This window comes from Sphingobium sp. MP9-4, from assembly GCF_005281675.1.
Lineage (GTDB): Bacteria > Pseudomonadota > Alphaproteobacteria > Sphingomonadales > Sphingomonadaceae > Sphingobium > Sphingobium yanoikuyae.
Genome location: NZ_LUFI01000019.1, coordinates 11,858 through 26,703 on the forward strand (window position 1 = coordinate 11,858; position 14,846 = coordinate 26,703).

The 14,846-nt window shown below is 62.5% G+C and carries 16 protein-coding genes; 10 read left to right on the top strand and 6 right to left on the bottom strand.

Features of this window, described 5'->3' with window-relative positions; all coding sequences use genetic code 11:
* The first annotated feature begins 53 nt into the window (after window positions 1–53).
* The 10 genes from A0U87_RS03625 (at window position 54) to A0U87_RS03670 (ending at window position 8,440) form a co-directional block, all read left to right on the top strand.
* Entirely contained in the window at window positions 54–1,538 is a 1,485-nt protein-coding gene (locus A0U87_RS03625) for a 2-hydroxymuconic semialdehyde dehydrogenase (protein ID WP_037508681.1), read from the top strand.
* 4 nt (window positions 1,539–1,542) lie between these two features.
* Window positions 1,543–2,355, top strand: coding sequence for a fumarylacetoacetate hydrolase family protein (locus tag A0U87_RS03630; protein ID WP_037508679.1), 813 nt, complete (start codon window positions 1,543–1,545; stop codon window positions 2,353–2,355).
* Between the two features lie 25 nt (window positions 2,356–2,380).
* A complete protein-coding gene (locus tag A0U87_RS03635; RefSeq protein ID WP_037508677.1) occupies window positions 2,381–3,319 on the top strand; it encodes an acetaldehyde dehydrogenase (acetylating) in 939 nt (312 codons plus the stop codon).
* Window positions 3,316–4,347, top strand: coding sequence for a 4-hydroxy-2-oxovalerate aldolase (gene dmpG / locus A0U87_RS03640; RefSeq protein ID WP_037508674.1), 1,032 nt, complete (start codon window positions 3,316–3,318; stop codon window positions 4,345–4,347). The genes A0U87_RS03635 and dmpG overlap by 4 nt, the downstream gene beginning before the upstream one ends.
* 10 nt (window positions 4,348–4,357) lie before the next feature.
* The gene (locus A0U87_RS03645) at window positions 4,358–5,128 is read left to right on the top strand and encodes a fumarylacetoacetate hydrolase family protein (RefSeq protein ID WP_037508671.1); all 771 of its coding nucleotides are present in this window, start codon (window positions 4,358–4,360) and stop codon (window positions 5,126–5,128) included.
* Entirely contained in the window at window positions 5,129–5,341 is a 213-nt protein-coding gene (locus tag A0U87_RS03650) for a 2-hydroxymuconate tautomerase (protein WP_037508667.1), read from the top strand.
* A gap of 4 nt (window positions 5,342–5,345) precedes the next feature.
* Window positions 5,346–5,624: a 2Fe-2S iron-sulfur cluster-binding protein gene (locus tag A0U87_RS03655; RefSeq protein WP_025548196.1), complete on the top strand. Its 279-nt coding sequence runs from the start codon at window positions 5,346–5,348 to the stop codon at window positions 5,622–5,624.
* A gap of 19 nt (window positions 5,625–5,643) precedes the next feature.
* Window positions 5,644–7,143: an aldehyde dehydrogenase family protein gene (locus A0U87_RS03660; RefSeq protein WP_025548198.1), complete on the top strand. Its 1,500-nt coding sequence runs from the start codon at window positions 5,644–5,646 to the stop codon at window positions 7,141–7,143.
* 37 nt (window positions 7,144–7,180) lie between these two features.
* On the top strand, window positions 7,181–7,987 hold the full coding sequence (hcaB, locus tag A0U87_RS03665; RefSeq protein WP_229742712.1) for a 3-(cis-5,6-dihydroxycyclohexa-1,3-dien-1-yl)propanoate dehydrogenase: 807 nt from the start codon (window positions 7,181–7,183) through the stop codon (window positions 7,985–7,987).
* Between the two features lie 72 nt (window positions 7,988–8,059).
* Window positions 8,060–8,440: a hypothetical protein gene (locus tag A0U87_RS03670; protein WP_025548202.1), complete on the top strand. Its 381-nt coding sequence runs from the start codon at window positions 8,060–8,062 to the stop codon at window positions 8,438–8,440.
* Window positions 8,441–8,540: 100 nt separating this feature from the next.
* On the opposite strand, the gene A0U87_RS03675 is transcribed toward A0U87_RS03670, so the two are convergent.
* From A0U87_RS03675 to A0U87_RS03700, 6 genes are all read right to left on the bottom strand, one after another.
* Window positions 8,541–9,581, bottom strand: a complete 1,041-nt coding sequence (locus A0U87_RS03675; protein ID WP_037508665.1) for a 2Fe-2S iron-sulfur cluster binding domain-containing protein — start codon at window positions 9,579–9,581, stop codon at window positions 8,541–8,543.
* 123 nt (window positions 9,582–9,704) lie between these two features.
* Complete coding sequence (locus A0U87_RS03680; RefSeq protein WP_276609684.1) at window positions 9,705–10,832, bottom strand: alkane 1-monooxygenase; 1,128 nt, start codon at window positions 10,830–10,832, stop codon at window positions 9,705–9,707.
* A gap of 108 nt (window positions 10,833–10,940) precedes the next feature.
* A complete protein-coding gene (locus A0U87_RS03685) occupies window positions 10,941–11,492 on the bottom strand; it encodes a 3-phenylpropionate/cinnamic acid dioxygenase subunit beta (protein ID WP_137405227.1) in 552 nt (183 codons plus the stop codon).
* Between the two features lie 14 nt (window positions 11,493–11,506).
* Window positions 11,507–12,874: an aromatic ring-hydroxylating dioxygenase subunit alpha gene (locus A0U87_RS03690; RefSeq protein ID WP_037508785.1), complete on the bottom strand. Its 1,368-nt coding sequence runs from the start codon at window positions 12,872–12,874 to the stop codon at window positions 11,507–11,509.
* Window positions 12,875–12,899: 25 nt separating this feature from the next.
* The gene (locus A0U87_RS03695; protein WP_025548211.1) at window positions 12,900–13,427 is read right to left on the bottom strand and encodes an aromatic-ring-hydroxylating dioxygenase subunit beta; all 528 of its coding nucleotides are present in this window, start codon (window positions 13,425–13,427) and stop codon (window positions 12,900–12,902) included.
* Entirely contained in the window at window positions 13,420–14,766 is a 1,347-nt protein-coding gene (locus A0U87_RS03700; RefSeq protein ID WP_037508659.1) for an aromatic ring-hydroxylating dioxygenase subunit alpha, read from the bottom strand. The genes A0U87_RS03695 and A0U87_RS03700 overlap by 8 nt, the downstream gene beginning before the upstream one ends.
* Window positions 14,767–14,846 lie beyond the last annotated feature (80 nt).

Here is a 14,846-nt window from a genome sequence, read left to right on the forward strand (position 1 = left end):
GTGTCCGGCCATCGCGGCACTGAAACAAGACGCTACGGAGAATTGAAGAGCCCATGGCACATGAGAATATCCCGGCTGTTACCGACACCATCCTGAATTTCATCGGGGGCGATTATCGCCGTGGAAGCACCGGCAAGACCTTCGACAATTTCGCTCCTGCGACCGGCCTTCGGATCGGTACTGTCCACGAGGCGAGCGAGGCCGATGTGGCCGATGCGGTTGCCGCGGCCAAGGCGGCGCTCAACGGCCCCTGGGGCAAGATGACCACGGCGGAACGGGTCAAGCTCATCTCCGCGGTCGCCACCGAGATCGAGCGCCGCGCGGACGATTTCCTCGCAGCCGAAGTGGCGGATACCGGCAAGCCGCGCCATGTCGCCTCGCATATCGACATTCCGCGCGGTGCCGCGAACTTCCGGATGTTTGCCGACGTCATCTCCACTACCCCGACCGAATCCTTTGCAACGGCAACGCCCGATGGCGGGCAGGCGCTCAACTACGTGGTGCGCAAGCCCAAGGGTGTGATCGCGGTGATCTGCCCGTGGAACTTTCCCCTGCTGCTGATGACCTGGAAGGTTGGACCTGCCCTGGCTTGCGGCAACACGGTTGTGGTCAAGCCATCCGAAGAGACGCCGCGGACCGCGGCGCTGCTGGGTGAGGTCATGAACGCGGTCGGGATGCCCGAAGGGGTCTACAACGTGGTGCACGGTTTCGGGGCGGGTTCGGCCGGTGAATTTCTGACCTCGAACCCCGACATCGATGCAATCACCTTTACCGGCGAAACCGGCACCGGCCAGGCGATCATGCAGAAGGCCGCGGTCGGGGTGCGCGACATTTCGTTCGAGCTGGGCGGCAAGAATCCAGCCGTGGTGTTTGCCGACGCCGATCTCGACAAGGTGGTCGAAGGATTGTCGCGTTCGGTATTTCTCAACACCGGGCAGGTCTGCCTCGGGACCGAGCGGGTCTATGTCGAACGGCCGGTTTTCGACGAATTCGTGAAGCGGATGACGGTGGCGGCCAAGGCGTTCAAACCAGGTGCAACCGGCGATCCCGCCTACCTTGGCCCGCTGATCAGTGCGGAGCATCAGGAAAAGGTGCTGGGATACTATGCGCGCGCGGTGGCCGAAGGCGCCACTGTCGTCACCGGGGGCGGGGTTCCCGCGCTTTCGGGGGACGAAACGGGCGGCTTCTATGTCGAGCCGACGTTGTGGACAGGCCTGGCGCACGACAGTTCGGTGATGCGCGAAGAAATCTTCGGGCCGTGCTGCGGGGTCATTCCCTTCGATAGCGAAGACGAGGTGATCGGCCTAGCCAACGATACCGACTATGGGCTGTGCGCGACGATCTGGACCGAAAACCTCTCGCGGGCGCACCGCGTGGCCGCCTCGATGCAGGTTGGCGTCTGCTGGGTCAATTGCTGGTTCCTGCGGGATTTGCGCACCGCATTCGGCGGTTCGGGACATTCCGGGATCGGCCGCGAAGGCGGCGTGCACAGTCTCGAATTCTACACCGAAACCGAAAACATCTGCGTGAAGCTCTGAGACCATGACGACTGAAACCACTATCGATCCCACGGCCATCCAGCAGGCGGCCGAGCAATTGAGGGGCGCGGCTGCCAGCGGCAAGCCGGTGGCGCCGATTCGCGATGTCATTTCGGCCGGCGGGGTGGATGCCGCCTACGCCGTGCAGGAAATCAACACCCGGCACGCCCTTGACAGCGGACGGCGCCTGGTCGGCCGCAAGATCGGCCTGACCTCGCTGGCGGTGCAGCGCCAGCTTGGCGTCGATCAGCCCGATTACGGCATGCTGTTTTCCGATATGGACGTGCCCGAGGGAATTCCGATCTCGCTCGATCAGGTCATCCAGCCCAAGGTCGAGGCCGAAATCGCGATCGTGGTCGGCCGGGACCTGCTCTATCCCGATCTCACCACGGCCGAGATGATCCGCGCGGTCGAATATGTCGTACCCGCGATCGAGATCGTCGATAGCCGTGTTGCCAACTGGGACATCCGCATCTGGGACACCGTCGCCGACAACGCCTCGAGCGGGTTGTTCGTGCTGGGGGCGGTGCCGCGCAAGCTCGAAGCGCTCGACCTGCGCGAATGCGGCATGGTGATGGAGGCAAAGGGCGAGCCGATCTCCGTAGGGGCGGGGATTGCCTGCCTCGGCAGCCCGATCACCGCATCGCTGTGGCTGGCGCGGGTCATGGCCCGGGTCGGACGCCCGCTGCTTGAAGGCGACGTGATCCTGTCCGGCGCGCTCGGGCCCATGGCCGGGATCGCGCGCGGCGATGTCGTGGAAGCGAGAATCAATGGCGTCGGAACGGTGCGGGCGGCTTTCGCTGCCGAGGCCGGCTGACGCAGATGAACGGAGAGATCGAAGAATGACCAAGATGAAATGCGCCATCATCGGCTCCGGAAATATTGGTACCGATTTGATGATCAAGCTGCTCAAGGGGTCCGATACCCTTGAACTGGCGGCGGTGGTCGGGATCGACCCGGCCTCGGAAGGCCTCGCCATGGCCCGCGAACGCGGCGTGGCGACAACCCATGAGGGTATTGAAGGGCTGCGCAAGCTGCCGGCCTACCCCGAGATTGGCATCGCGTTCGATGCGACTTCGGCCTACGCCCACAAGGAACACGATGCGGCCCTGCAAGCCGACGGCAAGCTGGTTGTAGACCTGACCCCTGCCGCGATCGGGCCGTTTTTTGTTCCGCCGGTCGGCGGAGTGCTCGACAGCGAAATCCGCAATGTCAACATGGTCACCTGCGGCGGCCAGGCGACCATTCCCATTGTCGCCGCGGTTTCGCGGGTGACCCCGGTCCACTACGCCGAAATCGTCGCGTCGGTGTCCTCGCGTTCTGCCGGGCCCGGCACCCGCGCGAACATCGACGAATTCACCCGGACCACCGCGCAGGCGATCGAGATAGTGGGCGGTGCCGGCCGCGGCCGGGCGATCATCATCCTCAATCCCGCCGAACCGCCGATGATCATGCGTGACACGATCTTCACGCTGACCGATCAGGTGGACGAGGACGCCATCCGCGCCTCGGTCAAGGAAATGGTCGAAACCGTGCAAGCCTATGTGCCCGGCTATCGCCTCAAGCAGGAAGTGCAGTTCGAACGGTTCGGCTCGAACCGGCCGCTGAAGATCCCCGGATACGGCGAATTCGTCGGCCTGAAGACCAGCGTGTTCCTCGAGGTCGAGGGCGCTGGCGACTATCTTCCGAAATATTCCGGCAACCTCGACATCATGACCGCCGCCGCCAAGGCAGCGGGTGAGCGTCTGGCCCAACAACGCCTTGAAAAGGTGGCAGCATGACCTTCAATCCCGAAACCGGAAAGCTCTACATCCAGGACGTCACCCTGCGTGACGGCATGCATGCCATTCTTCACATGTACGGCACCGAAAGTGTCCGCACCATTGCCAAGGCGCTGGACGATGCCGGCGTCGATGCGATCGAGGTGTCGCACGGCGATGGCCTCAACGGCACGTCGTTCAACTACGGGTTCGGTGCGCATACCGACTGGGAGTGGATCGAGGCCGCCGCCGATGTGATCAAGAACGCCGTGCTGACCACATTGCTGGTGCCGGGTATCGGCACGGTCGAGGAACTCCGCCGCGCCTATGCGCTCGGCGTGCGCTCGGTGCGGGTGGCGACCCATTGCACCGAGGCCGACGTCGCCAAGCAGCACATCGGCATTGCCCGCGACCTCGGCATGGATGTCTCGGGTTTCCTGATGATGAGCCACATGATCGATGCCGAGGCGCTGGCGCAGCAGGCCCTGCTGATGGAAAGCTATGGGGCGCATTGCGTCTATGTGACCGACAGCGGCGGCGCGCTCGACATGGACGGGGTGCGCGATCGCCTGCGGGCCTATGACCGCGTCCTCAAGCCGGAAACCCAACGCGGGATCCACGCCCACCACAACCTTTCGCTCGGTGTCGCCAATTCCATCGTCGCTGCCCAGGAAGGCGCGGTGCGGATCGACGCGAGCCTAGCCGGAATGGGGGCAGGGGCTGGCAACGCCCCGCTCGAGGTGTTCGTCGCCGCTGCCGACCGCAAGGGGTGGAACCATGGCTGCGACGTGATGGCCCTGATGGACGCGGCAGAGGACATCATCCGTCCGTTGCAGGACCGCCCGGTGCGCGTGGATCGCGAAACGCTGAGCCTGGGCTATGCCGGGGTCTATTCGAGCTTCCTGCGTCACGCGGAAAAGGCCGCCGAACAGTATGGGCTGGATACGCGCGAAATCCTGATCGAACTGGGCAAGCGCCGGATGGTCGGGGGGCAGGAAGACATGATCGTCGATGTCGCGCTCGATCTTGTTTCCGCACGTGCAGCATAGGCCCAAGGCAATGGACAAACTTGAGCGATACGCCGAAATCCTCGACAGCGCCGCTTTGCACGCGCGTGCCACACCGCAGCTCACCCATACCGATCCCGACCTGAGCGTCGCGGATGCCTACCGGGTCCAGCAGCTGTCGGTCGATCGGCGGCTGGCGCGGGGCGAACGCCGCATCGGGGTCAAGATGGGGCTGACGAGCCGCGCCAAGATGCTGCAGGTCGGGGTCGACGAGGTCGCCTGGGGGCGATTGACCGATGCCATGCTGATCGAGGAGGGCACGGCCATGTCGCGGGCGCGTTTTGTCCATCCGCGGGTCGAGCCGGAAGTCGCCTTTTTGATGAAGGCGCCGCTGGCCGGTAAGGTGACGGCGGCGGCCGCGCTGGCGGCGGTCGAGGCGATTGCCCCGGCCATGGAAATCATCGACAGCCGCTATGAGAACTTCAAGTTCGCGTTGTCCGATGTCATCGCCGACAACACCTCGTCGTCCGGGCTGGTGATCGGCTCCTGGAACGATCCAGCAATGGATTTCTCGAACCTCGGCGTGTACCTCGAAATCGACGGGGAAGTGAAGCAAATCGGCTCGACCGCCGCGATTCTCGGCCACCCACTACGCTCGCTGGTCGCGGCAGCCAGGCTTGTTGCCGAAGCTGGTGAGGAGATTTCGGTCGGGGACATCGTGATGGCGGGCGGGATCACCGCCGCGCCCAATCTGGCACCTGGTCAAACGGTGCGCACGACCGTCCAGGGGCTGGGTTCGGTCATGTTCCAGGTGGAGGCCTGAATGCCGATCATCGAGGTCAACTTGCTCGAAGGGAGGACTCCCGACGACAAGGAGCGGTTGATCCAGGCTTTGACCGCTGCCGCCATCGAAGCGATCGGTGCGCCGCGCGAATCGGTTCGCATCATCCTGCGCGAGATGCCGCCGGGCCATTTCGCGGTGGGTGGAGAGACCTTCGCTGCCAAAGCGGCCGCGAAGGCGGCTGGACAAGGCTAGGACCGTGACCGGCCTCTATCAAATCCGCGTGGTTGGCGGCGGCGAGTTCACCTGCGGCGGGGACGAGCGGGTCCTCCTCGCAATGGAACGTTGTGGTGCCGGCGATATCGGGGTTGGTTGCCGGGGCGGCGGATGCGGAATTTGCCGGGTGAGGGTAGTCGAAGGCGATTACCGGACCGGCAAGATGAGTGCGGCGAAGGTGTCGGATAGCGATCGCCAGGCAGGTTATGCCTTGGCTTGCCGTCTGTTCCCGGCCGAAGATCTGGTCATTGCAGTGGAATAAGGTTGGAAGGAGTTTTAAGATGGCTACTCAACTGAAAAGCGCGGAAAACGAATACGGCATCAAGCCGGAATACGGCCACTTCATTGGCGGTGAATGGGTTTCGGGTGACAGCGGCAAGACGATCGACCTGATCAATCCGGCGACCGGGGCGGTGCTCACCAAGATCCAGGCGGGCAACGCCAAGGACATTCAGCGCGCGGTCGCGGCGGCCAAGGCCGCCTTCCCGAAGTGGTCGGAAAGCTCGCCCGCCGAGCGCCAGGAAATCCTGATCGAGGTCGCCCGTCGGCTCAAGGCGCGCCACCAACATTACGCAACGCTCGAAACTCTGAACAACGGCAAGCCGATCCGCGAATCGATGTACTTTGACATGCCGCAGGCTATAAGCCAATTCGAAGTGTTCGCCGGCGCAGCCTATGGCCTACACGGCCAGACGCTGGACTATCCCGATGCGATCGGCATCGTCCACCGCGAGCCGCTGGGCGTTTGCGCGCAGATCATTCCATGGAACGTCCCGATCCTGATGATGGCCTGCAAGATCGCGCCAGCCCTGGCTTCAGGCAACACGGTGGTGCTCAAGCCCGCGGAAACCGTCTGCCTTTCGGTTATCGAATTCTTCGTCGAAATGGCCGACCTTCTGCCCCCGGGCGTAATCAACGTCGTGACCGGTTACGGCGCCGACGTCGGTGAAGCGCTGGTGACCCACGAGGATGTCCGCAAGGTCGCGTTCACCGGTTCGGTGGCGACGGCTCGCCGGATCATCCAGTATGCTTCCTCGAACATCATTCCCCAGACTCTGGAATTGGGCGGCAAGTCGGCGCACATCGTTTGCGCGGATGCCGATATCGATGCGGCAGTGGAGAGCGCCACGATGTCGACGGTGCTGAACAAGGGTGAGGTCTGCCTGGCCGGTTCGCGGCTGTTCCTGCACCAATCGATCCAGGACGAGTTCCTCGCCAAGTTCAAGGTGGCCCTCGAAGGCATCCGCCAGGGCGATCCTCTGGACTTTGCCACCCAGCTTGGTGCGCAGGCTTCGCAGATGCAGATGGACAAGGTCCAGAGCTATCTTCAGCTGGCTACCGAGGAAGGTGCCACGGTCCTCACCGGAGGCAGTCGCAACGAAAGCCTCGCCGACGGGCATTTCATCAAGCCAACGGTCTTCACCAACGTCAGCAACTCGATGCGTATCGCCCGCGAGGAAATCTTCGGCCCGGTCACCAGCGTGCTGACCTGGAACGACGAAGACGATATGATGGCGCTGGCGAATGATACGACCTATGGCCTGGCCGGTGGCGTCTGGACCAGGGACATCTCCCGCGCGCACCGGATTGCCCGCAAGCTCGAAACCGGAACCGTGTGGGTCAACCGTTACTACAATCTCAAGCCCAACATGCCGCTGGGCGGATACAAGCAGAGCGGTTTCGGCCGTGAATTCAGCCATGAGGTGCTGCACCACTATACGCAGACGAAGTCGGTAGTCATCAATCTGCAGGAAGGTCGCGTGGGGATGTTCGACCAGTAAGGCCGAGCAACCCCGCACAACCGGCTTGAAGAGGAGAGTGGCATTGTCTGCAAGGCTTGAAGGACAGGTTGCGCTGCTGACTGGCGGCGCAACCGGAATTGGTGCGGCGGTGGTCGCCCGCTATATTGAAGAAGGGGCCAGGGTTGGTGTGCTCGTCCGAGACGACGAGCAGGCCCAGCTGGTGCGTTCGCGCCACGGTGACAAGGTCGCCGTGGTCGCGGGCGACGTCCGTTCCTTTGCAGACAATGCCCGGGCCGTCGCCGAGACAGTCGGGGCATTCGGCAAGCTGGATGTCTTTGTCGGCAATGTCGGGATCTGGGATTTCATGGTGCCCCTTGAGCAGCAGGATCCCGAGCTTCTGGAAAAGACATTCGACGAAATCTTTGACGTCAACCTGAAGGGGTATTTCTTCGGTGCGCGCGCCGCGATTCCCGAACTGAGGAAAACCAAAGGCAGCATCGTCTTTACTGCCTCGACGTCGAGCTACTACACTGGCGGCGGCGGGACACTGTATGTCGCATCGAAGCACGCGGTGCTTGGCCTGATCCGGCAGCTGGCCTGGGAACTGACACCCGATATCAGGGTCAATGGCGTCGCGCCGGGCGGCACCCGAACTCCGCTCAGCGGCACCAAGACTGGCGGGTTTTCCGAAACCAAGATGGAGGAGATGCCTGGCCTGGACGGAATGATCGCGGGCATGACGCCACTGGCGCGGATCGCCGAGCCGGACGATCATGCAGGTCTCTACGCGCTTTTGGCTTCGCGTCGCGATTCCGCATACATGACCGGAACGGTTCTGCTCAGCGACGGCGGCGTCGGCATCGGCAAGCGCCCCGACGCCTGATCCGCTGGTTCGGCCAGACGGCAAACACCGCAGGAACGACACCCTGTATCCGAATGTGGAGGATCGAGAACCATGGCCGAAAAATTCGAGTTCAAGGAACTGCTGAACGTGGCGGGTGTGATCGGCGCCGCGCGGTGGAAGCCAACCCATGTGGGACCAACGATTGCTCCGCCGGAACTGGTCGAATTCGGCGGCGATATCACTCGGGATCGGGCCGAACGCATGATGGGGCATGCCGAAGCAGGCGGGCTTGCGATCTATGGCATCGGCCAGCTCAGCTACCAGCGGGCGCCGGTCGACAAGACAGTCGTCTACCCGATCGATGCCTATTACGCGCATGGCCAGTACACCTCGGTGATCGCGACCCTCAACCGGGTTGCTGTGCTGCTGGACAACAAGGCAAAAGTGGATGTTCAGGACATGGTGCGAAAGATGGTTCTGGTCGACAACTGAGCACTGCGCGCCCGGGCCGGCCTCGGTCCGGTTCCGGCGTATCGGACCGAGGCCAGGAACGGATCCGTTCAATCTTCGAACCGCATCCGAAGTCCGGGGTTCAGCGCATCGTGCTCTTGTCGAGAAAGCGATCCGCGGCGATCATTTCCGGCAACACGCCGTGTTGTATAAGCTGGGCTTCGGCGGCGTCGATCATGGCTGGAGGTCCGCACAAATAAGCCTCGGTGCGGGTCAGGCCGGGAAGCCGTGCGATCGGCTCGGTGACCAACCCTCGGCCCCCGGTCCAGTCGCTGCCCGCATCCTCTTCCGAAAGTACCGGAACAAATTCGAAGGGCGCATCCCAGGCCGCGCTAAGCGCTTCGATCTCGTCCAGACAATAGAGGTGTTGGCGGGTCCGGGCCCCGTAGAGCAGGGTTACCGGACGGTTCGCACCCATGGACTGGGCTTGCTGCAAGATCGCCATGATCGGGGCAAGGCCGCTGCCGCCTGCCAGGCACAGCATCGGCGCTGAGCTGTCATTGAGGCGAAATTGACCAAAGGGACCTGAGAGATCAAGCGTCTGGCCAATGCGATCTTCACCGAACAGCCAATCGGTGAAGAGGCCGCCGGGGACGTGCCGGACATGGAATTCGAGCCGCTGTGCCTCTCCTCGTTCGGGGGCGAATGCGAAGGAATAGCTGCGCGGTTCGGCCATGCCCGGTCCCGTGAGGTCGGCATATTGGCCCGGCGAGAACTGCATCGGGCGATCGATTTTGACGACAAGATTGATGATGTCCGGGCAAAGCCGGGACGTGGCAACGATGGTCGCAGTGAAACTTTCCACAGCCTGCTGGCGGGATAAAGGGGCATCAAGTGCGATGACCAGGTCCGAGCGCGGCATCGCCTGGCATGCCAGGCGGTACCCTTGTGAAAGCGCATCGCGTTCGAGAACCAGGGCCGAAGGACTCAGTTCCCCGATCTTGCCGTCCATCAGTTTGAACCGGCAAGTGCCGCATGAACCGACCTTGCAGTCGTGCGGCATGGCCAGCCCCTCTGCCAGCATCGCTTCAAGCAGCGTTTTGCCTCGTGGGATCTCCAGGATTGCCGGTTCTCCGGCAATACTGACCTTGCTTGATCGCTGCTTCTTGAGAATTGAGAACATTGCATGGGTCGCCTTGCATGGACATGAAGAAATTGTGAAAAAGAAGCGGGATCCCCGTTAAAGGGACCCGCCAAGGTTACATGGGGGCAATCGGAGAGGAAAACCCCCATGCGGGTGGAACCGTCAGTCGGTGGTGGCCCAAGCGGGCCAACCAGTCTGTGTGTTCGCCGCCATCGCTAGTTTGCGCTCGCTTGGCGAAGCGAAATGTAGATCCCAGTCCTTCAACCTCGGCTGCGCGATGAACCGGTGCCAGACGGGCGGGACAAGGCCGCACAGGAAGCAAAGGAACAGCGAAGGCATCTGCGGCGCCTTCGGCTCGGGCTGAAGTTCGTAGAAGGGAATGTGGCCGTCGAGATGGTGGTTGATGTGGTTGGTAATTTCCACGCCTATCGGACGCACGATCATGCCAAGATGGTTCCAGGCGTGGTGTTTCGCGATGGGATCGCCTTCCACGCGCAGCAGGCCATAGTGCTGGAAATAATTGAAGCCTTCGACGAACATCTTGGCAAAGAACATTGCGCCAACAGTAGCGAATCCGGCGATCGGCCCTGCCGCCGCGGCAACCCCCAGGATGATCGCGCCGACCAGCACCAGCTGGAGCCACATGACATTGCGCCAGCTCCACGGCGAATGTCCGAGACGCGACAGGATTTCGCCCTGCTTTTCCCAAGTGTCCTTGTACGAACCCCAGGTCGCCTGGAACACGAAGCTGTATATCGTTTGTCCGCGTAGCGGGGTGTCGCTGTCCTTCGCGGTGTCAAGATGGACGTGGTGGGTGACAATATGAGCAACATCACGGTTGGGATCGCCGTAAAAGGCGCTCAGGCCCTTGGCCACGGCCCGTGGGAACCAATGGCGGCGATGCATCAGCTCGTGCGCCACTGGCAGGGTCGGGACAGCCGACAGCCAGGCCAGGCTGGCGATCGAACCGATCAATTGCCATGCCGAACCATCGGTTCCCCAGATCGGGTTGGTTCCGGTCGCCACCGAATTCGCGAACGCCAGATAGAGTGCAACCATCAAAGGGAATTGCAAGTAAATCGTGCGATATCGGCAACCAGTGCAATCCCGCGCGAGCGCGCCTTGTGATCGCTCGGCAGGACGATATCCAGTAGCATCAGCACCGCGAAGGTGGCGATGCCAAGCCAGACGAACGGGCCGCCCAAGCCAGACGAACGGGCCGCCGAGGATGAAACCCGCAACGCCGGTGAGGGTCATGGCGGGGACCAGAAAATAGCGCAGAGCATCCATGGCTTCTCTCCGATTTTGGGCACCTGCCCGCGGATGCGGGGAGCGTCCGATTGTCTTTTGATTGAACGGCGCGACAGACGGGTTCACCCGATGTCGCGCCGGGAATTACTAGAGGTAGATGTTCAGCTTCTTGCTGAGCATCACGTTGTGCTTGAGGATGATCCGGCGCTTGACCAGCTGATAGGCACCGCCAGTCTCGCGCCAGATGTCGATCCGGCTGCCGATCAGCGAATCCTCGTCACGTTCGTTGCGGTTGCGATAGGCGTAGAAGTTCGAGAACACCCTGAACTCATCCGCCTTGTCGGTGTGTTCCACTTCGACATTGGTGACGATGTGGGCGTAGCGCGTGGCCGGATCTTCCGACCATGCCGTGCCCGTTTCCAGGCGCGTGAGGCGTTTTTTGATCTCGTCGAGGCTGTCGTTGTAATAGGCCATCCGTGTCAGGTCGGTGACCTGATCGGTCGTATCGCGGCGATAGCGGGTCTCGATCCCCGGCATGTGATAATGCAGGTCGTCAGCGAGCATTGCTACCCAGCCGACATAGTCTTCATCGTCCAGGCAGCGCGCTTCGCGATAAAGCGTCTGGGTCAGCGCATGGGTCAATTCCAGCGAAGCGGTTGCGCCAGTGCGGGGGCGTTCGAGAGTGGTGGTCTGGTTCATTGTCAAATATCCTCTCAAAGCGCGAACAGGCCGGGAAGGTCGCGCGTTTCGGCCACCCCGGTCAGGCGGGGTTCGGGCCGCGGCGGCATCGCGCCGAGATCGGTGGCCTCCATCATGTCCAGCCACCGCTGGTAGAAGCCGCGCTGGTTGGCGTCGTTGTACTGGCCGCGATAGACGATTCCGGGCAGGGTATCGTGATCGATCTGGCGCCCAATGCCGCAGCGGTAGTGCAGCTTCTCGTGCCGGGTGACGACGCCGCGGTTGACCGTGGTGCAGTTCTCCCAGTTTTCGCCATCGTCCATCTCGAATGTACCGCCGGGGCCGAAAGTCTGCATCACGCCCTTGGTCACTTCGTCCTTGATGTCGTCGGGCATCGCCTTGTTGACGATCACCCAGGTTTTGAGCTCGAACTGCATCGGACCCTTGGGCTGCCATTGCCGGAAGGTTGAAATGCCCGGCAGGAACGAGACGTTCGGGAAAATCGAGGCGGAGGCCACCGAGCCGAAGATCTGCGAGCGCATCGTGCCCAGCCGATCGGCCATCTTCGGGCGGATCTTCTCGTAATATTCCATCACCTTGGGGCGGCCGAGCAGGAACAGGTCGCCCACGCCCTCGGTGCCGAATTCCCAGCCGTGGCCATTGACGCTGGCATGGTAGGAATTATCCATGTCGATCGGCGGGAAGGGCTGGCCGTTGTTCATCGACCGGCAGCCCGAATCGTGGGTCCAGCCCGCGTGGTAGGCATCGCCGATGAAGTTCTCGACCCCGAACTTCCAGTTTGCGCTGATCACCGACTTGATGCAGCCGCCAATCAGTTCGGTGCCGCCTTCCTCGTTGTCGAGCAGCATGTCGAGGTACCAGCGGAAATCGCCGAGCCAGGCGTCGAGGCTGGGGCCGTCCTCGGCAAAGGTGGCGAACACCAGCCCCTTGTAGCTGCCGACCCGGGCGACCTGCCGCAGTCCGTTCTTCTTGCGGTCGATGTCGCCTTCGTCGTAGCAGTATTCCTCGTGCATGCCCTGCAGTTCTCCGGCGGTGTTGAAGGCCCAGCCGTGATAATTGCAGACGAACCGGCGGGTGTTGCCGGCATCCGCGAAGCAGACCTTGTTGCCGCGATGCGGGCAGGAATTGAGGTAGACCTTGATCGAGCCATCGGGCTGACGGGTGACGATCACCGCGTCCTCGCCCATGTGCGTGGTCAGGAAATCGCCGGCCTTGGGCAGCTGGCTTTCATGGGCGACAAACAGCCAGGATCGCGCGAAGATGCGGTACAGTTCCTCCTCGTAGATTTCCGCGTCGCTGAAGATGCGGCGGTCGAGCCAGCCTTCCTTGAGGTCCATGTAACGCGAAAATTCCGGCTCACGGCCGATCCGTTCCAAACGCATGGTCATCGTCTCCCGTTGTATTGATCTAGAAAAATACGTTGACGTTGCTGTCGGGCAGCACCGAATGGTCGAGCGCGATTTCGCGCGCAGCGAGAAGCCAGCTTTCGCCCCCCTTGCGCCAGCGATCCGTGCGTCCGGCGGTGAGCAACCGGGTCTGCCCGTCGATCCGGTTCCGGTGGATCACCACCACCGAATGAACCACCGCTTCGTTCGGCTCGTCCGCGTCCAAAACCTCGACGTTCGAGACCACCCGGCGCACGAAGTTCGGCGGATCCTCAGCCCAGACAAAGCCGGAGCGCAGGCGATCGATCCGCAGCTTCAGCCGGGCGAGATTGTCGTTGAAGACATTCCCCGCGCCGACCGCGATCGGGGCGGAACGATCGGCCCGGAAGCGACGGCTCTTGAGCGCCATATGGTAGGACACGTCCTCGCACAGCAACTCCAGCCACTCCTCGAAGCGCTCGTCGTCGAGCAGCCGCGCCTCATGGAAGAGGCGCTGGGTAAGGGCGGTTACCGTGTCATGCAGGGCGGGTTGGGGGCGTACGTCAAGCATCGACGGCCTCCCGCGATGCCAGCGAATTGAGATTGTAGGCGGGAACGTCGCTCCAGCTCGAGGCCTGCATGTGTTCTTGCCAGCGGCGGTAGAAGTAGCGCTGATTGTGTTCGCTGACCAGGCCGGCGGCAATGTCGCCCGGAAAGCCTTCGCGCGCGCCGGAGCGGCCCAGCGCCATGTTGGTGTAGACATCCATCTGCGAAGTGCGCCAGCCGCGCGACTGTTCGGTGCAGGCGGCAAGGTTGTCGCCATCGTCGTTGTCGAACAGGCCGGCCAGCCCGAAGGTCAGGCACTGGTTGTCGAGGATTGTCGCCTTGATCTCTTCGGGCATGTCGTTTTCGACCATGGCCCAGGTCCATTGCTCGATCTGGCCCGGTCCCTTGGGATGGTAGACCCTGAACCAGTTGAGGCCGGGCAGGAACTGGAGGTTGGGAAAGATCGTGATGTTGATCTGAGAGCCCCACAGCTGTTCGCCGCGGGTCTTGCCGAGCCGCTCGATCGCGGTCGGCCGGTTGGCCTCCAGATAGTCGAGCATCGGCTTCGGATCGGGGTAGAAAGCATAGCCGGACACGCCGTCGAGAAACGTCAGCGCCATGTGGCCGTTGAGCCCGGCTACCGACAGCCCGCCTTCGAGGTTGGCGCTGGAATTGCCGACGCTGAGGCCGGACAGGTCCATCGACTGCACCGCCATCATCGCCCCGGCATGGGCCCAGCCCAGGTGATAGCCATCGCCGCAGACATTTTCGACCGGCAGCTTCCAGTTGGTGTTCAAGACCATCTTCTGGGTTTCGCCAACCAGCGAGGTGCCGCCGGGCAGAGCATCGAGCCAGACGTCGAGATAGAATTTGGCGTCGCCGAGATAGTCTTCGAGCGACGGCGCGGCGGGATCGAAATTGCCGAAGATCAATCCCTTGTATTCGGCGACCTGCGCCACCGGCACGAGCCCGAACTTGCTGCGGTCGAGTTCGCCGAAATAGGCCTCGTTTTCGAGCGGCACGCCTGCCAGCGCGCCATCTGGGGCGAACGACCAGCCGTGGTAGTTGCAGGTGAAGGACCGGGCATTGCCGCGATCGGCGCGGCAGATGCGGTTGCCGCGGTGAGTGCAGGTGTTGAGGAAGGCCTTTACCGAGCCGTCCTTCTGCCGGATGACGATGACGTCGTCTTCGCCCATGTAGGTGCGGAAGAAGTCGTTGGGCTGCGGAATCTGGCTGGTGTGGGCAAGGAACAGCCAGCATCGGCCAAAGACGCGCTCAAGCTCCTGGCGGTAGATGGGCTCGCTGGAATAGATCGAGCGTGATTGGCGGCCTGTGCTCGTATCGACCAGATCTGCAACATCCATATTGGCCTTCTCCTCTCCTCCGTTGGACCTCCCGGCTTGGAGCGGGCGGTTCCACGTAGCCATGGATAAAGCAAAGATCA